15 protein-coding genes are annotated in these 22,879 nt (G+C 68.4%); 1 reads left to right on the plus strand and 14 read right to left on the minus strand.

The genetic code is table 11. The features are described from left to right. Positions 1-505: 505 nt before the first annotated feature. The 7 genes from ACYVI5_RS13195 to ACYVI5_RS13225 all read right to left on the minus strand — a co-directional run bounded on the left by ACYVI5_RS13195 (position 506) and on the right by ACYVI5_RS13225 (position 8,069). Positions 506-1,063, minus strand: a complete 558-nt coding sequence (locus tag ACYVI5_RS13195; RefSeq protein ID WP_460580605.1) for a TetR/AcrR family transcriptional regulator — start codon at positions 1,061-1,063, stop codon at positions 506-508. 4 nt (positions 1,064-1,067) lie between these two features. Further along, positions 1,068-1,781, minus strand: a complete 714-nt coding sequence (locus tag ACYVI5_RS13200) for a hypothetical protein (protein ID WP_460580606.1) — start codon at positions 1,779-1,781, stop codon at positions 1,068-1,070. 78 nt (positions 1,782-1,859) lie between these two features. Further along, on the minus strand, positions 1,860-3,383 hold the full coding sequence (gene araA / locus ACYVI5_RS13205; protein WP_460580607.1) for an L-arabinose isomerase: 1,524 nt from the start codon (positions 3,381-3,383) through the stop codon (positions 1,860-1,862). A gap of 159 nt (positions 3,384-3,542) precedes the next feature. Beyond that, on the minus strand, positions 3,543-5,141 hold the full coding sequence (locus ACYVI5_RS13210) for a xylulokinase (protein WP_460580748.1): 1,599 nt from the start codon (positions 5,139-5,141) through the stop codon (positions 3,543-3,545). A gap of 41 nt (positions 5,142-5,182) precedes the next feature. Next, positions 5,183-5,899, minus strand: a complete 717-nt coding sequence (locus ACYVI5_RS13215) for an L-ribulose-5-phosphate 4-epimerase (RefSeq protein WP_460580608.1) — start codon at positions 5,897-5,899, stop codon at positions 5,183-5,185. Between the two features lie 119 nt (positions 5,900-6,018). Then, positions 6,019-7,017 (minus strand): LacI family DNA-binding transcriptional regulator, encoded by a 999-nt coding sequence (locus ACYVI5_RS13220; protein ID WP_460580609.1) that lies wholly within the window; start codon positions 7,015-7,017, stop codon positions 6,019-6,021. 35 nt (positions 7,018-7,052) lie between these two features. After that, positions 7,053-8,069 carry a LacI family DNA-binding transcriptional regulator gene (locus tag ACYVI5_RS13225; RefSeq protein ID WP_460580610.1) on the minus strand — a complete coding sequence of 339 codons (1,017 nt, stop codon included), beginning with the start codon at positions 8,067-8,069 and terminating at the stop codon, positions 7,053-7,055. Positions 8,070-8,278: 209 nt separating this feature from the next. Between ACYVI5_RS13225 and ACYVI5_RS13230 the strand changes: the two genes are divergently transcribed. Further along, complete coding sequence (locus ACYVI5_RS13230) at positions 8,279-10,150, plus strand: glycoside hydrolase family 127 protein (RefSeq protein WP_460580611.1); 1,872 nt, start codon at positions 8,279-8,281, stop codon at positions 10,148-10,150. Positions 10,151-10,241: 91 nt separating this feature from the next. Here the strand turns inward: ACYVI5_RS13230 and ACYVI5_RS13235 are convergent, their stop codons facing one another. From ACYVI5_RS13235 to ACYVI5_RS13265, 7 genes are all read right to left on the minus strand, one after another. After that, a complete protein-coding gene (locus ACYVI5_RS13235; protein ID WP_460580612.1) occupies positions 10,242-11,432 on the minus strand; it encodes a S1C family serine protease in 1,191 nt (396 codons plus the stop codon). Positions 11,433-11,616: 184 nt separating this feature from the next. Next, positions 11,617-12,927, minus strand: coding sequence for an MFS transporter (locus ACYVI5_RS13240; RefSeq protein ID WP_460580613.1), 1,311 nt, complete (start codon positions 12,925-12,927; stop codon positions 11,617-11,619). Further along, the gene (gene recR / locus ACYVI5_RS13245) at positions 12,924-13,520 is read right to left on the minus strand and encodes a recombination mediator RecR (protein ID WP_460534088.1); all 597 of its coding nucleotides are present in this window, start codon (positions 13,518-13,520) and stop codon (positions 12,924-12,926) included. The genes ACYVI5_RS13240 and recR overlap by 4 nt, the downstream gene beginning before the upstream one ends. Before the next feature lie 3 nt (positions 13,521-13,523). Next, positions 13,524-16,538, minus strand: coding sequence for a DNA polymerase III subunit gamma and tau (locus ACYVI5_RS13250; RefSeq protein WP_460580614.1), 3,015 nt, complete (start codon positions 16,536-16,538; stop codon positions 13,524-13,526). A gap of 338 nt (positions 16,539-16,876) precedes the next feature. After that, entirely contained in the window at positions 16,877-18,064 is a 1,188-nt protein-coding gene (locus tag ACYVI5_RS13255) for an acetate/propionate family kinase (RefSeq protein WP_460580615.1), read from the minus strand. A gap of 7 nt (positions 18,065-18,071) precedes the next feature. Further along, a complete protein-coding gene (gene pta, locus ACYVI5_RS13260) occupies positions 18,072-20,243 on the minus strand; it encodes a phosphate acetyltransferase (RefSeq protein WP_460580616.1) in 2,172 nt (723 codons plus the stop codon). Next, entirely contained in the window at positions 20,186-22,687 is a 2,502-nt protein-coding gene (locus ACYVI5_RS13265; protein WP_460580749.1) for a phosphoketolase family protein, read from the minus strand. The genes pta and ACYVI5_RS13265 overlap by 58 nt, the downstream gene beginning before the upstream one ends. Positions 22,688-22,879: the final 192 nt, after the last annotated feature.

Genomic DNA, 22,879 nt, shown 5'->3' on the forward strand with positions numbered 1-22,879 from the left:
AGCTGATCTGACTAGAATCGAATATCAAACTGACATTCAAAAATATCTAATCCAAAGGAATCCCAACACCAACACCAACCAAAAAGGCCGATGCCAGTGACGAGGTTAATTGGCATATGACATTGTGCACGCTGTTGAGTTCTCAAGGATCGGACACTCCTGACCATCGGTCTCGCGACCTACTTGTCAGGGTTGACTTCACCGATCATCCACGGGTAACTGCTCGAGACGAACTCGAGTACGCGCCGATGGAAGTTGTTCGTTCCGTTCAACCAGTGGTTCTCTCCTGAGAGGAGTAGCTCTTCGGCTGAGGATCGGTCCCGCTTGAGGCCGGAAGCTCTGCGAGCTTTCCGCACCTTTGGGGTGACAAGTGAATACTTTACGTGGCCTGGCGCGCGCGTGCAATTCGGGACTGCAGCCCGGGCGTGGCGCGCTCCAGGCATGGGATCACGGATGGGTCGTGGTCGGTGCCGGCGCCACCGGCCGCATGGCCACCCGACCCGCGCTACCGGCGCAGCGAGCGGTCCAGCGCGTCGATGAGCCGCCGGTAGGTCTCGTCGAGTGACTCGTCCATGCCGAATCCTCCGGCACGTTCGAGTACGGCGAATCCGTGCATGATCACCCGCATTTCGCGCACGGCGTGCACCAAGTCGGGCTCGGCCAGGTCGTAGGCCGCGAACACCTGACGCATCACCTCGAGCGCGGCGATTGCTGCATTTTCGTGCTCCCCGTCACCGGGATCGGGCGCCCTGAGAACGACGTTCACCATGCCCGGGCGTCGCTCCGCATAGGCCCGGTATGACTCAGCGGCCGCCAGCAGCGCATCTCGTCCGGATCGGCCGACCGTCGCCGACCGCATCTGCGCAGTGAGCTCGGTGAGCCCCAGCACGGTAAGGTCCCGCCTCAGCCCACTCAATCCGTCCACATGCTTGTACAGCGCAGGAGCCGAGATTCCGAGCCGCTTCGCCAGTCCGGCGAACGTGACCTCCTCGAGTCCCGCCTCGTCGGCGAGCGCCGCCGCCTCGTCCACGACGCGCGCACGTGTCAGACCCTGTCTCGGCATGGCGTCAACGTACCCGAAGCCCGAGCAGGACGCCCCAGCCTGTCATCCAGACGAGCAACAGCGGCAGGGAGGCGTAGGCCGCTGCCGCAAGCGGAGTGAGCGCGAACAGGTATCCGAGCCCCGAAATGACGATCGCGACGGCCAGCAGCGCACTCGTGACGCTCAGCCAGATCGGCCGCACTCGTTGCGCGATGATCAGGTAGACCACCGTGGCGACGGCCATGCCACCGAAGAAGAGCATCTTCACTCCATCAAGGCGAGTGACGGCATCCGAAAGCCCGGCCGACGCCGCTGCGTCGTTCGAAGGCACTGCTCCGATCACCAACGTGACGCCCAAGACGAATTGTGCGAACGAGATGATGCAGGCGGCCGGGGCCATGATCCAGGTGGCTCGGGCCAGACGCGAATGACCGGAAGTACGCATCGAGCGGCAGAGCGCCCGCACCACGACCAGAATCGCGATCGGCGGGAGGCCCTCAGTGAACAGGAACTGGGCGAGAGCCGCGAGCGCCTGACCGCGGTAGGAAGCGATGACTTCTGCGCCGGTTGAGACGACGGTCGTCGAATCCGCGAAGACGCAGAGGCCGATGATCCACGACAGGCTGAACCCGAGCCCGGCGATGGTAGTGCTGCGCCCGACCCACCGCACGGCATGTGGAAGGCGCGAAATCTGTGACGAATCGGCGGACATGGTCGCCCCCTTCTTGTTAATGCTCATAACTTTATGGTTATGAGCATTAACAAGTCAAGAGGCCGTCGCGGTTCCGTTTAGATGTCGAGCCCGGATGCCGTGCGATCAGATGCCGCGCTGGAGGCGCCAGTAGGCGGCGCTCCACTGCAGCTGCTGCTCGAACTCACGCGGCCTCGTGTCGTTGTCGATGATGACGAGCTCGGTGGCGGACATCCGTGCGAAGTCCTCCCATGCCTCGATGCCCACGGCGTTCGTCATGACCGTGTGGTGTGCGGCGCCGGCCTGCAGCCAGGCCCAGGCCGAGGTGCGGAAGTCCGGCTGCGGAACCCACACGGCACGACCAACGGGAAGCTTCGGCAGCGGCTCGGTGGGCGGAACAACCTCGACCACGTTCGCCGTGAGGCGGAAGCGGTCGCGCATGTCCGAGAGCGCCACGACCACCGCGGGGCCGGCATCCGCGTTGAAGACCAGACGCACCGGGTCGTCCTTGCCGCCGATGCCCAGCGGGTGGATCTCCAGCGTCGGCTTGGCTGTGGTCAGCGACGGGCTCACCTCGAGCATGTGCGCGCCGAGAATGCGCTCCTGCCCAGGCGTGAGGTCGTAGGTGTAGTCCTCCATGAGGGATGCTCCGCCCGGCAGACCCGCGCCCATCACGTTGGCGATGCGCACGAGCACGGCCGTCTTCCAGTCGCCCTCGGCACCGAAGCCGTATCCCTCGGCCATCAGGCGCTGCACCGCGAGGCCGGGCAGCTGCTTGAGCGCGCCGAGGTCTTCGAAGTTCGTCGTGAACGCGCCGAATCCGCCCTCCTCGAGGAACGAGCGCAACCCCAGCTCGATGGCTGCCCCGTCGCGCAGCGACTGGTGCCGCTCGCCGCCACGCCGCAGCTCGGGCACGACGTCGTACAGGTCTTCGTACTCGGCCACGAGCGCGTCGATGTCCGTCTCGGATGCCTGGCTCACGGCATCCGCGAGCTCATTCACGCCCCAGGTGTTGACCTGCACGCCGAAGACGTGCTCGGCCTCGGTCTTGTCGCCCTCGGTGACGGCGACGAAGCGCATGTTGTCGCCGAACCGGGCGAGTTTGAGGGAGCGGGATGCCGCGTAGCCCGCTGCGGCGCGGGTCCAGGTGCCGATGCGGCCGCTCACGGAGGGATCGCTGACGTGTCCGACGACGGTGGTGCGTGCGACGCCGAGCCGGGACTGGATGTAGCCGAACTCGCGGTCGCCGTGCGCCGCCTGGTTGAGGTTCATGAAGTCGAAGTCGATCTCGCTCCACGGCAGCTCGACGTTGGCCTGCGTGTGCAGGTGCAGCAGCGGCTTCTGCAGCGCGTCGAGACCGGCGATCCACATCTTCGCGGGGCTGAAGGTGTGCATCCACGCGATCACACCGATCACGGAATCGTCCGCGTTGGCCTCGAGCATGACGCGACGGATCTCGTCCGATCCGGTGAGCACGGGCTTCCACACGATGCGCACGGGCACGTCGTCGGAGGCGCCGAGCTGCTCCGCGATGGTGCGCGATTGGTCGGCGACCTGCTCCAGCGTCTCCGGGCCGTAGAGGTGCTGGCTGCCGGTGAGGAACCAGACCTCGTATGCGTCGAGCGAGGTGGTGAGCGGGGTGCGGGTCATCGGACTGTCCTATCTGTGGTCATTCGTGCAGTGAAGCGATTGGGGCGAACGGTGTCGCACCCTCGAGCGGAGTAATACGCACCCTCCGGGAGACGAACGTGCACCCTCAGGGGGAGGGACCCGCACTCTCGGGGGAAGGAGGGGCACGGGCGGCATGGTCTACAGGGCGGCGATCGCGGCGCGCTCGACCGCGAGGCCGGCGCTGTAGCGCTCGAGGTAGGCGGCGAAGCCGGCGACGTCGGCCGGGTCTGGGTCGGTGACCTGCGTCGCGGCATCGGCGAACACGGTGTCGTTCAGATATTCGGCGAGCGACAGCCCGGTGGATGCCTCGCGCAGGTACGCGGCGAGCACCGCGGCGCCCCACGCACCGCCCTCGGCCGCGGTCTCGCCCACGGCCACCGGAGCGTTCAGCGCCGCCGCGAGGAAGCGCTGCGCGACACCGGCGGTGCGGAAGATGCCGCCGTGGGCGAGCATCCGCTCGAGCGCGACTCCTTCGGCGGAGAGCACGCGCATGCCCAGGCTCAGCGTGCCGAAAACCCCGTAGAGCTGGGCGCGCACGACGTTCGCGAGCGTGAAGCGACTGTCGGGCGTGCGCACGAACAGCGGACGGCCCTCCGCCGTGCCGGTGACCGGCTCGCCAGCGAGGTAGTTGTACGCGAGCAGGCCGCCGGCATCCGCATCGCCGTTCAGCGCCTCGCGGAACAGCAGCTCGAACACGGCATCCGCATCGACGGATGCGCCCGCCAACTCGCCGAATCGACGGAACAGGCCCGCCCACTCGGCCAGCTCGCTGGCGCCGTTGTTGCAGTGCACCATCGCGACCGGGTCGCCCGCCGGGGTGGTGACGAGGTCGAGCTCCTCGTGTGACTCGGCGAGCGGATGCTCGAGCACCACCATCGCGAAGATGCTCGTGCCCGCGCTGACGTTGCCGGTGCGCGGGGCGACCGCGTTCGTCGCGACCATGCCGGTGCCGGCATCCCCCTCGGGCGGGCACAGCGGGATGCCCGGCTGGAGCGCGCCGGTCGGGTCGAGGAGCGCCGCACCCTCGGGAGTCAACTCGCCTGCCGGCGCGCCGGCGGAGAGCACCGCCGGGAGAATGCTCCGCAGATCCGGCTGCGTGACGATGGTCTCGAACCGTGAGAGCAGGTCGGCGTCATAGTCTCCGGTGGCGGAGTCGATCGGGAACATGCCAGAGGCATCTCCGACGCCCAGGACTTTGCGGCCGGTCAGCTTCCAGTGCACGTAGCCGGCGAGCGTGGTGAGGAACGCCACGCTCGGCACGTGCGGCTCCTCGTCGAGCACGGCCTGGTACAGGTGGGCAACGGACCAGCGCAGCGGGATGTTCACTCCGAACAGCTCGCTGAGCTCGGCCGCAGCAGGCCCGGTCGTCGTGTTGCGCCAGGTGCGGAACGGCACGAGCAAGTCGCCCTCCACATCGAACGGCAGATAGCCGTGCATCATGGCCGAGATGCCGATCGAACCGAGCGAGGCGAGCTGCACGCCGTATCGGCGCTGCACGTCGGCGACGAGGTCGGCGTACGCGCTCTGGATGCCTACCCAGACATCCTCGAGCGAGTACGTCCACCTGCGGTCGACGAATTGGTTCTCCCAGGCGTGGCTGCCAGCGGCGATGGCCACGGAGGGGTCGTCGCCGATCAGGCACGCCTTGATGCGGGTGGAGCCGAGCTCGATGCCGAGCACGGCACGCCCGGAGCGGATGGCGTCGGCGGCGACGGTCTCGGCCGCGGCCGCGTCGATCGCGCTTTCGGTCGGGGATGCGGCCCCTTCGCCGGCGGCGCTCACGACTGGCTCCTGCGGGCATCCGTCGCCTGACCGTACACATTCTGGTAACGGTCGTAGAGGCGGTCGATCGCCTCCTGCGGAATCGGGATGAGATCGCCGCCCTGGCGTGCGATGTGCACGGTGCGGGCGACGTCTTCGACCATGACGGCGGCTTTGACGGCATCTTTCGCGCTCACGCCGATCGTGAACGGGCCGTGGTTCTGCATCAGCACCGCGCGGCTGCGGTGCTCGCGCAGCGTCTCGACGACGCCGCGGCCGATGGAGTCGTCGCCGATGATCGCGAACGGGCCAACCGGAATAGGACCCCCGAACTCGTCGGCCATCGCTGTGATCACGCACGGGATCTCCTCGCCGCGCGCCGCCCACGCGACCGCGTACGTCGAGTGCGTGTGCACCACGCCGCCCACCTCGGGCATGTGCCGGTACACGTAGGCGTGCGCCGCTGTGTCGCTCGACGGGGCGCGCTCGCTGCCCGGCGTGCCCGGGACGACCTGCCCCTCGAGGTCGCAGAGGATCATGTTCTCGGGAGCCAGATCGTCGTACGAGACTCCGGACGGTTTGATCACGAACAGGTCGGTGCCGGGCACGCGCCCGGAAACGTTGCCGCCGGTCCACACCACCAGTCCGTAGCGCACGAGCTCGGCGTGCAGTGCGGCGACCTCCTCGCGCGTGCGCGCTACGGCTGCCTCCTGCGTCGCATCCAGAATCGTCACTGACTCCTCCATCGTCTTCGTCTCGTCCGCTCCGGCGTCGCATCCGCCCCTCTGGATCGAACAGGCGGCGCTTCGGCCATGTTACCGGTCACATGCGGGCAGAGCCAGTCGGATACCCGCTATCCAACAGGAGCCGTCGACTCGCGTGCAATCAGGCGCGGCGACTTCACGGATGCCTGCACGTCGAGACCCAGCACCTCCGACACGCACCGCCGCGCGTCGCCCTCCAGGTCGACGCGCACCGTGGTGAGAGCGGGCCGATAGAACGCGGAATCCGTGTTGTCGTCGAACCCGACGATCGAGACGTCGCGCGGAACCGACAGACCAGCCGAGACCAGTCCGGAGATGAGTCCGAGCGCCATCTGGTCGTTGGTCACAACGACGGCCGTCGCCGCGCCCGACCGCACGACCTCGGCGACCTCGGCCGCACGTGCTGCCCCCGACGCCGCGGACCAGTCCCCCGACCATCGCGCAGCCGCGTCGATTCCGGTGCGCCGCATCGTCTCGTCGAAACCGCGCACCCTAGCGGCTTCCTCGAGCCAATCGCCTGGACCGCCCAGCCGCGCTATGCGGCGGTGCCCGAGCTCGAGCAGGTGCGTCACCGCGAGACCTGCGGCCTCGGCCTGATCGTCGATGCCTCGATCGGAAGGCAGCGCAGCGATGCGCAAACCAGCATCCTGTTTGCGCAGCACCGAAACGGTCGACACGCGCGGAGCGACCACCACGATGCCGTCGACGCCCTGCGAGAGCAGATGCTCGAGAGATGTCAGTGTCGATGACTCGTCCGAGGCGTCGGCATACGCCGTGGTCACCCAGCGCCCTTCGGTACGGGCCGCCGCTTCCAGCGCCACGACCGCGGACGATGGTCCGAACAGCGCCGCGTTCGACGCGATCACTCCGAGAGTGCGCGTGCGCCGGGTGCCGAGGGTTCGCGCCGCGTTGTTGACGCGGTAGCCGAGCTGGAGCATGGCATCCTGCACGCGGCGTCGCGTCTCATCCCGCACGCTCGGGTGCTCGTTGATCACGCGGGACACGGTCTGCGTCGATACTCCGGCGAGCGCGGCCACGTCGCGCACGCCGGCGCGGCGCACATCACGCGCGGAGTCGACGGTTTCCATGAGCCTTCACGATAGCCGCGGGCATCCGTCACGGCTCAGAGCACGCCGAGCGTGGACCCGCGCGCGATCAGCTCGGGCTGCACGCGTTCGATACCCGGCAGGCGGGTGCCTCCTATGGCGTCGAGCAGAAGCTCCGCGGCACGGCGTCCGATCTCTCCGAGCCTGCGGTTGACCGTCGTGAGCGGCGGACGTGCGCCCTCGACGATCACGTCCCAGTCGTCGAATCCCGTGATAGCGATGCCGTCGGGGATGCCCACCCCACGTTCGCGAAGGCGCTCACACGCCCCGCGCGCGATCTGGTCGTTGCCGCAGGTGATCGCATCCGGTGCACCGTCACCGTGGTCGAGCAGGATGTCGACGGCCGCGCGGCCCCATGCTTCGCTCCACGCTCCGTAAAGGGGCTCGTGCATGAGGGACAGCCCGCTCTCGCCCGCCCGCGCGAGCATTGCCTCGGCGCGCACCTGAGCACTTCGCTGGTCGACGGGTCCCGTGATGTGCGCGAGCCGGCGTCGGCCCAGGTTCACGAGGTGGTCGACGACGAGCGCCACGCCCGCCGCGTCATCGGACACCACGGACGTGTCGTTCGGATCGCTCGATGGCGTGTGCGCGTACACGATGGGAATGTCGGCGCGAAGCGGCCGCCGCGGGTCGGTGAATCCGCCGGTCACGATGACGCCGTCTACGCGCTGTTCGCGCAGGCGCTCGAGGTAGTACTGCTCGCGAACCGGGTCGTCGCGTGTGTCGCAGAGCAGCACCATGATCTGCCCGAGACTCAGCGCGTTCTCCGCGCCGAGCAGGATCGGCAGGCTGAAGCGACCGACCGAGTCGCCGGTCAGCAGCGCGACAGTGACGGTGCGAGACGAGTCCCGCTCACGCTCACGCTCGGTGAACCCGAGTCGCTGCGCGGCTTCGCGCACCCGGCGCCGGGTGCCTTCGCTCAGCTGTCCCGTGTTGTTCAGCGCCTTGGATGCCGTTGCCGGTGAAACGCCGGCGGCCGCGGCGACGTCGACCACGCGCACCGACGAGCCCGAAGGCGCCGACTTCACTGCCATACGAGCCTGCCTCTGCGATCCGAGCGACACGTCGCGCCCGTGCGACGGAAATGTTCCGTGACGCTCACGATATCAAGAGCAGCGGTGTTGACGAGGTCGGTCAGCGCGATTACGGTCGACGTAGTTCGGAAATTTCCGGAACGTTCTGCGCCGGCGGCCTTTCGGCTGCTTCCTGAACCAAGCCACTCTTCGAGAAGGACCTCTACGTCGTGACCGTCTCCTCTCCCGCCGCCGCACGCCCGGTTGCCTTTGACCACGTTTGGGGCCCCGCCAGCCCCCATGCCGACACGGTGCTGCGTCCGCTTGCGCTCTCCGACGTGGTCGTTCGAGAGGGTTTCTGGCTCGATCGGCAGCTCGCCAACCGCGACGTGTCCATCCCGGATGGCCTTCGCCAACTGCGCGATGCCGGCAACCTGGGCAACTTCGAGATCGCAGCGGGCCACGCTGAGGGCGAGGCGGTGGGACCGATCTTCGCCGATTCGGATGTCTACAAATGGCTCGAGGCCGCCGCCTGGGAATACGCGCGCGAGGCCGACGAACAGCTTCTGGCCGACCAGCTGAAGATCACCGAGCTGGTCGCGGCAGCGCAGGAACCGGATGGATACCTCAACACGGTGGTGCGGCTGCGCGAGGGCGAGCGAAACGCGCATCCGGAGCGCAACCACGAGCACTACTGCGCCGGCCACCTCATCCAAGCGGCGGTCGCGCAGAAACGCGCGACCGGACGCGACGACCTGCTGAACGTCGCGGTGCGGGTCGCGGACCACCTGGTGCGCGAGTTCGGTCCACGCTCGGCGACCGGGTCCGCAGGCGACGTGGACGGGCATCCGGTGATCGAGACCGCTCTCGTGGAGCTGTACCGCGAGACCGGCGAGCGCGCCTACCTCGACCTGGCCGAGTGGTTCGTCGACGCGCGCGGGCACGCCACGCTGGAGCGCTTCGGCGGAAACTCCACCTACCTCTCCGACCGCGTCCCGGTACGCGAGGCCACGACCGTCGAGGGGCACGCGGTGCGCGCCGTGTATCTCACGACGGGAGCCGCGGACGTGGCGATCGAGACATCCGATTCGGAGCTGCTGGCCACACTCGGCCGGCAGTACGACCACATGGCGGCGACCAAGCAGTACGTCACCGGTGGACTGGGATCGCGCTGGGACGGCGAGGCCTTCGGTGACCCGTACGAGCTGCCGTCCGACCGGGCGTACGCCGAGACGTGCGCCGCGATCGGTGCGGTGCAGTGGGCGTGGCGGATGCTGCTGGCCACGGGCGAGGCATTCTACGCGGACCAGATCGAGCGACTTCTCTTCAACGGGTTCCTCGCCGGCGTCTCACTGCGCGGCGGCGACTACTTCTACGTGAACCCGCTGCACGTGCGGCACGACGCGCACGCGGACGACGAGCGCACGCCCAAGAACGGCCGACTGCGCTGGTTCGGCTGCGCCTGCTGCCCGCCGAACATCATGCGCATGCTGTCGAGCCTGGGCGGCTACCTCGCGACGACGAACGGTGACGGGGTTCAGGTCCACCAGTACGTGCCGGGCGTGCTCCGCGCGAGCACCGATGCCGGCGATGTCGAGCTGAGGGTCGACACGGCGTACCCCTGGGACGGCACCGTTCGCATCATCATGGCGGAAGCGCCGGCGGCATCGATCACGCTGAGTCTGCGGGTGCCGGACTGGGCCGGCGGGGCGACGCTGGACGGAGTGAATGTCGCTCCGGGCCGCTACGCGACGATCACGCGCCCCTTCGCTGCGGGCGACACCCTCGAGCTCGCGCTGCCGCTGACGCCGCGGGTCACGTACCCTCACCCGCGAGCTGACGCCCTGCGCGGCAGCGTCGCGATCGAGCGCGGCCCACTGGTCTACGCATTCGAGGGCACCGATCAGCCCGAGGGCGTCGTGCTGGACGACGAGAGGATCGAGCCAGGCTCGGTCGTGGAGGCGAGCGCACCCGGCCTCGTCCCCGGAATCATCGGCGTCTCGGTGCGTACAGCCGAGGGTCGCGAGCTCACAGGCATCCCGTACTTCGCCTGGGCCAACCGCGGCGGCGGCGACATGCGGGTCTGGCTGCCAGAGAGCTGATACACGCTTCCGTGGTCCCACATTGCGGGTCGACGAGGAACACACCCGCAATGTGGGCCAGCGGAACCGCTGAATCACCCGCCGAAGCGGCCTACGACGATGGACGCGCCACGAGCGTCGCCGTACCGGTGTGCTCCGTGCCGTCGCGAACGAAGGTGATCGTGACCCGGTCTCCGGCCTTCTTCGTCAGCAGCAGCCTGGTGAGCACATCGGCGCGGTTCGCGGGATGGCCGTCGATCTTCGTGACGATGTCGCCCGGCTTCAGACCCGCCCTCGCGGCCGATCCGTTCGGGTCGACCGACTGGATATAGAGGCCGTCCTCGATGCCCCACCGCTGCGCGACGGCGGGCGGGATCGGCGTGACCTGCACCCCGATGTACGGATAGGCGACCTCGCCGGTCTCGATGAGCTGGTCGGCGATGCGCATCGCGAGATTCACCGGGATCGCGAATCCGATGCCCACGGATCCGCCGCCGCCGACCCCCTCGGAGTTCGGCACCGTCGAGATGGCCGTGTTGATGCCGATCAGGTCGCCGCGGCAGTCCACGAGGGCGCCGCCGGAGTTGCCGGGGTTGATCGAGGCATCCGTCTGGATGGCGCCCGCCAGCGTTGCCGTCGCACCGTCGTCGCTCGGCACTGGAACGTCACGGCCGAGCGCGCTCACGATGCCCGCGGTCACCGTGCTGGAGAGGCCGAGCGGAGCGCCGAGCGCGACAACGGGCTGGCCGACCGCGACGTTCCCGCTGTCGCCGATGCCGATCACCGGGAGGCCGGATCCCTCGTCCACCTTGAGGACGGCGAGGTCGGATTGCGGATCGCGGCCGACGAGCTTCGCTACGGCGATGTGGCCGTTGGAAAAGGTCACACGCATCTCTCCGCCATTGCGCGCGGCTGAGATGACGTGGTTGTTCGTCACGATGTATCCGTCTTTTCGGATCACCTCGCCGCTGCCGACGCCGCTGCCGCCCGGGGCGCTCACGTTGATCGTGACGATGGCAGGGAGCACCTCGTTCGAAACCGTCACCGCGTTGCACGAGCCCCCCGTCGAACCGGACGCGACTTGCGATACGCCGGAAGTTCCGCCGGTCTCCCACCACGCGCCGAACCAGCCCGCACCCACGCCGAGCACGATGGCGATAACTGCAGCGACCAGCCACACGAGCCACGCCGGGGTTGCGTGACGCTCGGCGCGCTCGCGCGCCGAGGCTTGCGAGTTCGCTTCAGGCGGCCCTGCGGCCGGTTCCCGCCCGTCAGCAGCATCGTCGTCCCTCGGATCCGTCATCATGCACCCCCGTTTGCATCATGCCCGCCCACGCTTCGCGACTGTACGCCGCGGGCTCGCGGCCGAGAAGTCCCGCGGCCCGGCCCGTTGCAGGCGATACACGCCTGTCGACTGCTCAACCGGTGTGATGAATCGCCGGCTCGAGACGGCCATCTCGTCTGCGTCGGCGCCGTCCTTCGTCGCCCTATCGCACGGACTTGATCGGGAACACGAGCAACGACGACAGCACGAGCGCGACGATCGCGTAGATGAAGATCGCGACATAGTTGCCGGCGAACAGGCCGAGGAGCAGCGCGGCGATCGGGGGCGTGAGTGCCTGAGGCACGTTGGCTGCGATGTTGAGCACGCCGAGGTCTTTGCCGATGTCACCCCGTGAGGGGAGCACGTCGATCATGAGCGCGAGATCCACTGCCAGGTACGCGCCGTATCCAAGCCCGGTGATCGCGGCGAAGAGGAACATGGCGCCGACTGTCGGCGACACCGCCGGTATGAGCGCGCCGGCCGCGATCACGACCGTTGCGACGAAGACGAACACCTTGCGGCGTCCGGTCTTGTCGGAGATGCGACCGAACACGAGCGTGCTGACGATCATGCACACCATCGAGACCGCCGCCAGCATTCCCGCCGTCGAGCCTGCCTGCACCGGGCTGAGGTGGATGTAGTCCTCCAGGATGTACAGCAGGTACGCCGCGATCGCCTGGTAGCCGAGGACCATGAAGAGCCGGCCGGCGAACGCCCACGCGTAGTCCGGATGCTTGCGGGGCGACACCCAGAACGACGTCGCGAACGCCCGCCGGCTGAACGTCGTGCGCTCCGGCCGCTTCGTGCTGCGGTCCGGGTTGATCACCACGAACAGCACAGAGACGACCATCACGCCGAGGCCGAAGACGAGATACGCGAGACCGAGGTGCATCAGCAACCGGCCGGCGAGGATGACGCCGGCCGCGGCTCCGACGGACACTCCGACACCCGCGAACGCGGAGGCGGTGGCACGGCCGGTCGCCTCTATGCGGTCAGCCACGATGGAGGACATCGGGCCCTGCCACGCGTTGAGAAGTACCTGCGCGAGCACCCAGATCACGGTCAGCGCGAAGACGCCGGGCGAGAACTGCAGAGCGATCACGCAGAGACCGCCTCCGATACCGCCGAAGACGACCCACGGCGAGCGTCGGCCGAGTCGGGACCGGGTGCGATCGGAGAGTGCGCCGACGATGGGCTGGACGAAGATGGTGACGATCGAGCTGATCGCCGTAACCATGGCGAAGTTGCCGACCTTGTTGGCCGGAGTGAGCTCGGCGAGCTGCTGCGGGAGCAGGACCGCAATGACGCCTCCATATGAGGCGAAGAGCACGAGATTACCGACGAGGAGCGACCCCATCAGGGTGCGTCGGCGAGCCGACGACAGCGTCTGCGCCACGGCAGCCGAGTCGACCGTGGCTGCGACGTGCCCGGCGAGGTGAACGACGCTCGACCCGGCTTTTCGGGTTGCGGTCACCCGACGAGCCGGCGCCCCTCGAAGGCTCGCCCGAGTGTCACCTCGTCGGCGTACTCGAGGTCGCCGCCGACGGGCAGACCGGATGCCAGCCGGGTCACCCGCATCTCCATCGCCTGGAGCATGCGGCTGAGGTAGGCGGCGGTCGCCTCGCCCTCCACGTTGGGGTTCGTGGCGATGATGACCTCGCGCACCGAGGCGTCAGCGAGCCGCGACATCAGCTGACGGATGCGCAACTGGTCGGGACCGACGCCCTGGATCGGGCTGATGGCTCCCCCAAGCACGTGGTACAGGCCGCGGAACTCACGCGTGCGCTCGATCGCTACCACGTCTTTCGCCTCTTCGACGACGCAGATCAGGCTCTGGTCGCGGCGCGGGTCACGGCAGATCGAGCAGGTCGTCTGCTCGCTGACGTTGCCGCAGATCTCGCAGAACCGCACCTTGTCGCGCACCGTGGTGAGCACGTCGGCCAGTCGCGACGGGTCGTAGGTCTCCGTCTGCAGGATGTAGAACGCGATGCGCTGCGCGGACTTCGGCCCGACGCCGGGCAGCCGGCCGAGCTCATCGATCAGGTCTTGGACGACGCCTTCGTACACGGCCTACCTCTGCCATCCGGCGGAGCCACCGGTGCCGCCAGAGCTGGAGGGCGGCGTGATCTGCTGCTCCTCGATGAACTTGGCGCCGAGCAGCTCGCGCACGACGGCCTCACCATAGCGCACTGGCGCGCCGAAACCGACGGATGCTTTCGGCCGGGCGGATGCGCCCCGCGCGTCGTTCCTGCGGTTCGGGTTCTGGCTGGTCGGGGCCCGCCCGTCCTGTTCCGTGCGAATGCCCCGCGAGGGCGAACCGGCCGTCGTGCCGGCGGCCGTCATGGGCGTCGCGGCGCCGGGCGCCGGGGCACCATCGGTCACGGATCCGTCGTCGGGAAACGGCGGCTCCGTGTCGTCGGGGGCTGCGGCGTCGTCGGGGACTGCGTCGTCGGGGACTGCGGCATCGTCCGGGCCCACGTACCAGCCTTCGTCGTCGGACGCGGATGTCGCGGATCGAGAACCCGCGGCGGAGTCGATCTGCGTCGTCGCCGCCTCGTTGCGCGCGGGCTCGTTGCGCGCGGGCTCGTTGCGCGCGGGCTCGTTGCGCGCGGGCTCGTTGCGCGCGGGCTCGTTGCGCTGTGCGGCTCCACCGCGCGCGTCCTCGGCAGATGCGGTTCGCTCCGCCGAGCGGGGGACATCAGCTGCTTCGTCCGGCGCTGCGTGGTCAAGAGGTCGCTCGAGCACCGCGGTCGCCGAACCGGGAATGGCGACCGTCTCCCAGCCGACGGACGAACTCGAACCGGCGGACGAACTCGAGCCGGCGGACGAACTCGAGCCGGAAGATGCACTCGGCCCGGCGGGCGCGCTCGGTCTGACGGAGGCGGTGGACGCACGGACTCCGGCGGTGGAGGGCCGGCTCTCCCGGTTCTGCTCCACTGGTGGCGACGCGATGCTGCCGTTCCCGGACGGCCGCACGCTCTGGCTTGATCCTGCTCGTCCCGGTGTGGGCGTTACCGGTTGTCCGGGTCCTGACCCAGCGCCGCCTGGTCCGCCATTGCCCGGACCGCCGCGTTCCTGCCCGCCGGGTGCGCCCCCGTCGAGCCCCGCGGCCTTCGCGACGAACTTCACCCGGATGCCGAGCAGGTCGACGATCGACTGCCTCAGCACCTCGCTCGCGGCATCGTTGGCGCCCGGCGTACCGCGGAAGCTCTCCACGTCGTTCGCGCTCGGGAACGACAGCGACAGCACGTCCCCGTCGAGCGCGCGCACGGTCGCCGTGTAGACGACGGCCCAGGCGTTGCGGCTCGCCTCGGCGACGGATTCGAGGATCTCTGGCCAGGCATCCCTGACCTGCTGCGTCGTCACCGCACCGACTTGCAACGTGGACGCATCGTCGGTCACGCCGGGCGTTGCCCATGCGGATGCCGCATCGCCACCGCTTGCCGCACCATCGGCGGATGCCCCGAGCGCACCGCCGGCGTTGGTGCCCTTCTTCGCTGCGGCGGCCGCCGCGAAGGCCGCCGCCTGCGCGACCGCTGGGTCGACGGCTGCCGGTTCGTTCGGTTCCGGCTTCGCCGTAGCGGTTTCGTCCGGTTCTGGCGTAGTAGCAGACTCGGCCGGAGTAGCCGGAGACTCCGCCTCGCCCACTTCCCCGGCATGACTCGCGGAGGCACTCGCTTGCACCGGCTCGGCAGATCGCAACCCCGCAGAGCCTGCGACACGCCCTGGCGTGGTCTCTGCTGCACCCGTGCTCATGGACCAGGCGGATGTCGCGGACTTCGCGGCCGCTCCCGGTTCGGCATCCTGTGCGGCCGGCTGCTGCACCGACGGTGCGACCGGCATGCGCGAGCCCACAGCTGTCCGGGCCGCCGCGGGTTGACCCGGTGTCGCAGCTCCGCCGGTCTCCCCCGCGGTGTTCTGTACACCGACGCGGCGTTCGAGCCGCTCGACCCGGGCGAGCGCACCACGATCCGTCGAGTCGGAGGCGGGCACGAGCATCCGTGCGATCATCAGCTCGAGGTGCAACCGCGGCGAGGTGGCACCGGTCATCTCGGTGAGCGCGCTGTTCACGATATCGGCGCACCGCGAGAGCTCTGCGGTACCGAAGACGGATGCCTGCACCGACATGCGGTCCAGCTCCTCCTGCGGGGTGCCGCGCAGCACTGCGGCGGCGGCGTCCGGAGACGTGGCGGCGACGATGATGAGATCGCGGAGCCGCTCCAGCAGGTCTTCGACGAATCGCCGCGGGTCCTGCCCGGTCTGGATCACCCGGTCGACGGCGGCGAAGGCCGATGCCGCGTCCACCGCGCCGATGGCATCCACGACCTCGTCGAGCAACGCGGCGTGCGTGTAGCCGAGCAGGGCGACCGCGCGCTCGTACTCGATGGTCGCGCCCTCGGAACCGGCGATGAGCTGGTCGAGGAGGGAGAGCGTGTCACGTGGCGAGCCTCCGCCGGCGCGGACGACGAGCGGCAGCACGCCGGGGGCCACGGACATCCCCTCGCTCTCGCACATGTGCTGCACGTAGTCGAGCATCTGGGCAGGAGGCACGAGCCGGAACGGATAGTGATGCGTGCGCGAGCGTATGGTGCCGATCACCTTGTCGGGCTCGGTCGTCGCGAAGATGAACTTCACGTGCTCCGGCGGTTCTTCCACGATCTTCAGCAGCGCGTTGAAGCCCTGCGGCGTGACCATGTGCGCCTCGTCGAGGATGAAGATCTTGTACCGGTCGCGAGCGGGAGCGAAGATGGCGCGCTCACGGATGTCGCGGGCGTCGTCGACGCCGTTGTGGCTCGCCGCGTCGATCTCGACGACGTCGAGCGAACCCTGCCCTCCCCTGCCGAGCTCAATACAGCTCTGGCACTGGCCGCACGGGGTGTCGGTGGGGCCCTCCGCACAGTTCAGACAACGGGCGAGGATGCGCGCACTCGTGGTCTTGCCGCACCCCCTCGGCCCGCTGAAGAGATAGGCGTGATTCACGCGATTCGTGCGCAGCGCCGTCATCAGCGGCTCGGTCACCTGAGACTGGCCGATCATCTCGGCGAACGTCTCTGGCCGGTAGCGGCGATACAGGGCGGTGACCACGCGTCAATGGTAGTCGGGACCCCCGACACACGATTGAGGTCGCGGACGGTGCCCGTGAACTCCGGAAGTCGCGTCGACCTGTGGCCGGAAAGCCCCCAGTGGCGCGGAGCCGTCCACCCCCTGGACGGTCCCGCTCCGCGCCCTCGAGGTCGTGCCCCGACACGACCTCGAACCGCCTGTAACCGTAGCGGCTCAGTGGCAGCTGACGTCAAGCAGCCGGGGGCAGATCACCCCCTAAGAGGGGCGAGAAGGAGGCCAACGAGACGCTATACTTGAGGATTCTTCATTTGCACGGAGCTGAGAGCTCGCGCCGCGAGCCTGACGGCTGATTCCGGTCGCTACCCGGCCGCCTGCAGCGTCTGCCGCGCGATCTCGAGCTCCTCGTTCGTCGGCACGACGAGCACCGTGACGCGCGAGGCATCCGTCGAGATCACGCGCGGCCCCGTATTCGGCGCCTCGTTGCGGTCCGCGTCGACCTCGATGCCGATGCTTTCCAGGCCCGACAGGGACCGTGAACGCACGACCGCGGAGTTCTCCCCCACGCCGGCGGTGAACGAGATGACATCGACCCCGCCGAGCTCCGCGAGATACGCCCCGACGTAGCGCTTGATGCGGCGCACGTAGACGCCGAGGGCGAGGCGCGCCGTCTCGTCGCCGGCATCCGCCGCCCTGGTCAGGTCGCGCATGTCTCTGTGGCCCGACAACCCGAGCACCCCGGACTTCCTGTTCACGAGCTCGTCGAGCTCATCGGCACCCATTCGGGTCTTGCGCTGCAGATAGAGCAGCACGGCTGGGTCCATGTCGCCGGTACGGGTGCCCATGACGAGCCCCTCGAGCGGCGTGAAGCCCATGCTCGTATCGACCGAACGTCCGCGGTCGACGGCACACGCGGATGCCCCGTTCCCCAGGTGCAGCACGATCTGCTTCAGTTCCGTAAGGGGCCGCTGCAAGAACTCTGCTGCGGCCTCCGACACGTACTTGTGGCTCGTGCCGTGGAATCCGTATCGACGGATGCGCAGACGCTCGGCGAGGGATGCCTCGAGCGCGTAGGTGTAGGCATCCGGCGGCATCGTCTGGTGGAAGGCGGTGTCGAAAACGGCCACCTGCGGCAGGTCGGGGAACGCGTGCTGGGCCGCCTTGATGCCCTCGACGTTCGCCGGATTGTGCAGCGGAGCGAGGTCGGAGAGATCCTCGATGTTGATGAGCACGAGCGGAGTGATGAGCGTGGGCTCGAAGAACCTCGCCCCGCCGTGCACGACCCGGTGGCCGACGGCGACCGGTGGATGCTCGTCGAGGCTCGGCCCGTGCTCCCGGAAGCCGGCGAGCATCACGTCGAAGCCGGCGGTGTGATCGGGGATCTCCACCGAGCGCTCCCAGTGGCCCTCCGGCGTGTCGTGGCTCACGTGACCGGTGGCCTCGCCGATCCGCTCCACCAGGCCGGACGCCAAGCGCTCCTCGGACTCCGCGTCGATCAGCTGGTATTTGAACGACGACGACCCGCTGTTGATGACCAGTACCGATGCCATAGCCCCTCTAGCTCTGCGCCTGGATCGCGGTGATCGCGATCGTGTTCACGATGTCGTCGACGAGCGCCCCGCGCGAGAGATCGTTGATCGGCTTGCGCAGTCCTTGCAGCACCGGTCCGATCGCGACAGCACCCGCGGAGCGCTGCACCGCCTTGTACGTGTTGTTGCCCGTGTTCAGGTCGGGGAAGATGAACACGGTCGCACGGCCGGCCACGCTGGAACCGGGCAGTTTGGCGGCGGCGACGGCGGCATCCGCTGCGGCGTCGTACTGGATCGGGCCCTCCACGAGCAGCTCAGGTGCCCTGGAGCGAACGAGGGATGTCGCCTCCCGCACCTTCTCCACGTCGGCGCCGCTGCCCGACTCCCCGGTCGAGTACGAGAGCATCGCCACACGTGGTTCGATGCCGAACTGCTCGGCAGTGGCCGACGAGGAGATCGCGATGTCGGCCAGCTGGTCGGCCGTCGGGTCCGGGATGACGGCGCAGTCCCCGTACACCAGCACCCGATCGGCGAGCGCCATCAGGAACACGCTGGAGACGACCGAGACGCCCGGTTTCGTCTTGATGATCTCGAACGCCGGACGGATGGTGTGAGCGGTCGTATGCTTCGCGCCAGAGACCATGCCGTCGGCGAGGCCCAGCTGCACCATGAGGGTGCCGAAGTACGAGACGTCGGTGACGACATCCGCCGCCTGCACCCGCGTGATGCCCTTGTGCAAGCGCAGCCTGAAGTACTCGTCGGTGAAGCTCTCGTGCAGCTCGGGATCGAAGGGCGAAAGGATGCTCGCATCACCGAGCTCGACGCCGAGCTCCCGCGCCCGTCCGAGCACCGTCGCCTCATCGCCGAGGATCGTCAGGTCGGCGATCCCGCGCGAGAGCACCACACCCGCCGCCTTGAGAATGCGATCGTCGTCACCCTCAGGGAGCACGATGCGCTTGCGGTCAGCACGTGCCCGCTCGATCAGCCGGTACGCGAACGCGAGCGGCGTGACCACCGGGGCGCGCTCGACGTCGAGCAAGCGCAGCATCACGTCGGGAGCGATGCTGCGGTAGAACAACGCGAGAGCTCGCTCACGCTTGCGCTCGGAGTCCGCGGCCAGCCTCCCCCTGGTGTGCGTGACGCGCACAGTCGTCTCGTAACTGCCGTACCCGGTCGCGATGAGCGGCACCTTCGTGTGGATGCCGTCCAGCAGCCGCTCGATCGGCTCACTGAGCTCGAATCCTCCGTTGAGCACGACGCCGGCGACCGACGGGAAGGTGCCCGACGCGTTCGCCATCAGCACGGCCAGAAGCACCTCGGTGCGGTCGGCGGGGAGCACCACGACGGACCCCTCGATCAGCCGGGTGAGCACGTTCTCCATCGACATCGCTGCGACCACGACGCCGAGCGCCTCGCGCTCCAGAAGCTGCGGGTCGCCGGAGACGAGCTCGCCGTCGACGGATGCCATGATCGACGCGACCGACGGCGCCACCAGCACCGGATCTTCGGGAATGGCCCATACCCCGGGCTGCGATTCCGCGGTCCCATCCGGCATGGCCGATGTCACGGCCCGCACGATGTCGTCGAGACAGTCGGGGTCCGCGCGGTTCACCACGACCGCGATCAGCTCCGCGTGCTCCGCGTGCAGCGATGTCAGCGCCACTTCGGCGAGCTGACGGATGTCGGAGGGGGTGCGGGCATCCGCTTGCCCGAGGCGTTCGTCGGCACCCCGGGCGACCCGTCCGCCGAGCACCAGCAGCACGGGCGAGCCGAGGTTCGCGGCGATGCGAGCGTTGTAGCCCAGTTCGGTCGGCGTGCCGACGTCGGTGTAGTCGCTGCCGACGATGACGACGACGTCGCTGGATGCCTCCACCGCCTTGTATCTGTCGATGATGAGGGAGAGCGCGGCGTCAGGGTCGCCGTGCACGTCGTCGTATGTGACGCCGAGCGCCTGTTCGTAGCCGGTCTGCACGCCGTCGAGCTTCAGCAGCAGGTCGAGCACGTAGTCCCGCTCGGTGGTCGACCTTGCGATCGGACGGAACACGCCCACCCGTCGTCCCTGCCGCAGCAGCAGGTCGACCACGCCGAGCGCGACCGTCGACTTGCCACTGTGTCCCTCCGCCGAGGTGATGTAGACGGAGCTCACGCGTTGTCCCCTCCTGTGTCGGTCGAGCGATTCACGGCGTCCGAGTGCCCCCATGCCCAGTTCGCGACTTCGGGGATGTCCTCACCGTACTCGCGGGTGTACTGGCGGGCGGCGAGGCGGGCATCCTGCATGCGCTGCCGCAGCTGAGCGTACCGTTCGGCCAGTCCCGGCACCCGGTCGATCACGTCGATCACGAGGTGGTACCTGTCGAGGTCGTTGAGCATCACCATGTCGAACGGCGTCGTGGTGGTTCCGTTCTCCTTGTACCCGCGGGCGTGGATGTTGTCGTGCCCGTGCCTGCGATACGTGAGCCGGTGGATCAGCCACGGATACCCGTGGTAGGCGAAGATGATCGGCCGGTCGGTGGTGAAGATCGCGTCGAACTCCCGGTCGGAGAGCCCGTGCGGATGCTCCGACTCCGACTGCAGGCGCATCAGATCCACGACGTTGACGACACGCACCTTCAGGTCGGGGATCTCTTCGCGCAGCAGCTGCGCCGCCGCGAGCACCTCGAGGGTCGGGATGTCTCCCGCCGCAGCGAGCACGACATCCGGAGTCTCGCCCTCGACCTCGGTGCCCGCCCAGTCGAAGATGCCCAGGCCGCGGGTGCAGTGCGCGATCGCCTGCTCCATGGACAGCCAGTTGGCGGCCGGCTGCTTGCCGGCGACGACGACGTTCACGTAGTCGACGGAGCGCAGGCAGTGGTCGTACGTGGACAGCAGCGTGTTGGCGTCGAACGGCAGGTACACGCGCACGACGTCGGCGCTCTTGTTGACGACGTGGTCGATGAAGCCCGGGTCCTGGTGGCTGAACCCGTTGTGGTCCTGCCGCCAGACGTGGCTGGAGAGCAGGTAGTTCAGGCTCGAGATGGGGCGGCGCCACGGGAGCTCACGGGTCACCTTCAGCCACTTGGCGTGCTGGTTGAACATCGAGTCGATGATGTGGATGAACGCCTCGTAGCAGTTGAACAGCCCGTGCCTTCCGGTGAGCAGGTAGCTCTCCAGCCATCCTTCGCACTGGTGCTCGCTGAGCATCTCCATCACGCGGCCGGCGCGCGCGAGGTGGTCGTCGGTGGCCCACACCTCGGCATTCCACTGCTTACCGGTGTCTTCGTACACCGCGGGTGCCAGGCGGTTGGATGCCGTCTCATCCGGCCCGAAGATACGGAACGTGGTCGGGTTGTCCTCGATCACCGTCGCCAGCCACTGGCCCAGCACCTTCGTGGCCTCGTCGACCGTTGCGCCCGGAGACGGAACGTCGACCGCGAAGTCCCGGAAGTCGCGCAGTGTCAGCTCCTTGCGCAGTAGGCCGCCGTTGGCGACCGGGTTCGCGCTCATCCGCCTGTCGCCCTCCGGTGCCAGCCGGGTGGCGAGCGAGACCGGAGCGCCTGCCTCGTCGAACAGCTCGTCCGGACGGTACTTCCTCAGCCAGTCCTCGAGGATCTTCGTGTGCTCCTCGCTGTCGCGCGCGTTCGCGAGCGGCACCTGATGGGCCCGGTACGTGCCCTCGATCTGCACGCCGTCCACGGTGTGCGGGCAGGTCCAGCCCTTGGGCGTGCGCAGGATGATCATCGGCCAGGCGGGAACCGCGCCGCCCTGCTCGTCACCGGGAGACGCGTCGTAGCGGCCGGCACGGGCATCCGCCTTGATCGTCGCGATGTCGTTGAGCACCTCGTCCAGCGCTGCCGCGAATCGCTTGTGCACCTCGATCGGATCTTCGTCGTCGAACCCGCCGCTGACCAGGTAGGGCTTGTACCCGTAGCCGCGGAACAACTCGAACAGCTCGTCTTCGGGGATGCGCGCGAGCACGGATGGGTTGGCGATCTTGTAGCCGTTGAGGTGCAGGATCGGCAGCACGACGCCGTCTTGCTTCGGGTCGAGGAACTTGTTGGAGTGCCAGCTCGTGGCCAACGGTCCGGTCTCGGCTTCACCGTCGCCGATCACGCACGCGACGAGCAGGTTCGGGTTGTCGAACGCGGCGCCGTACGCGTGGCTCAGCGAGTAGCCGAGCTCGCCACCCTCGTGGATGGAGCCCGGTGTCTCAGGCGCGACATGGCTCGGGATGCCGCCGGGGAAGGAGAACTGGCGGAACAGTTTGCGCAGTCCCTCCTCGTCTTGCTTGATGTGCGCGTACACCTCGGAGTACGTGCCGTCGAGGTATGCGTTCGCGACCATGCCGGGGCCGCCGTGCCCCGGGCCGGTGATGTAGATCGCGTCGAGGTCGCGCTCCCGGATGGCTCGGTTCAGGTGCGCGTAGACGAGGTTGAGGCCGGGCACAGTGCCGAAGTGGCCGAGGAGCCGGGGCTTGATGTCGTCGCGCGTGAGCGGCCGTCGCAGCAGCGGGTTGTCGAGCAGGTAGATCTGCCCGACGCTGAGGTAGTTGGCGGCGCGCCACCAGGCATCCAGTGCCGCGAGCGTCTCCGGGGCGAGTTCGCGGAGGGGGCGATGCGGGAACGCCGGGTCGTAGTCGGGCGTGGTGCGTCTGCCCTCGTGGGTCAGGCGGGTCGCCGCGGTGGATGCCACGACCTGCGGCGGCTGCGCGGGCCTCCCACGCCTGGTGGTCCCGTTCGTCTCGGTGGTTTTCGCTGCGCCTTTGGCAGAGCTCTTCGCGCTGCGTTTCGTCGATGCCGACACGGGAGCCACGAGGATTCCTCCAGACCGGTCGCGATCGCGGCCGTCCGTTCCATCCTT

The sequence above is a fragment of the Humibacter ginsengisoli genome, from assembly GCF_054780095.1.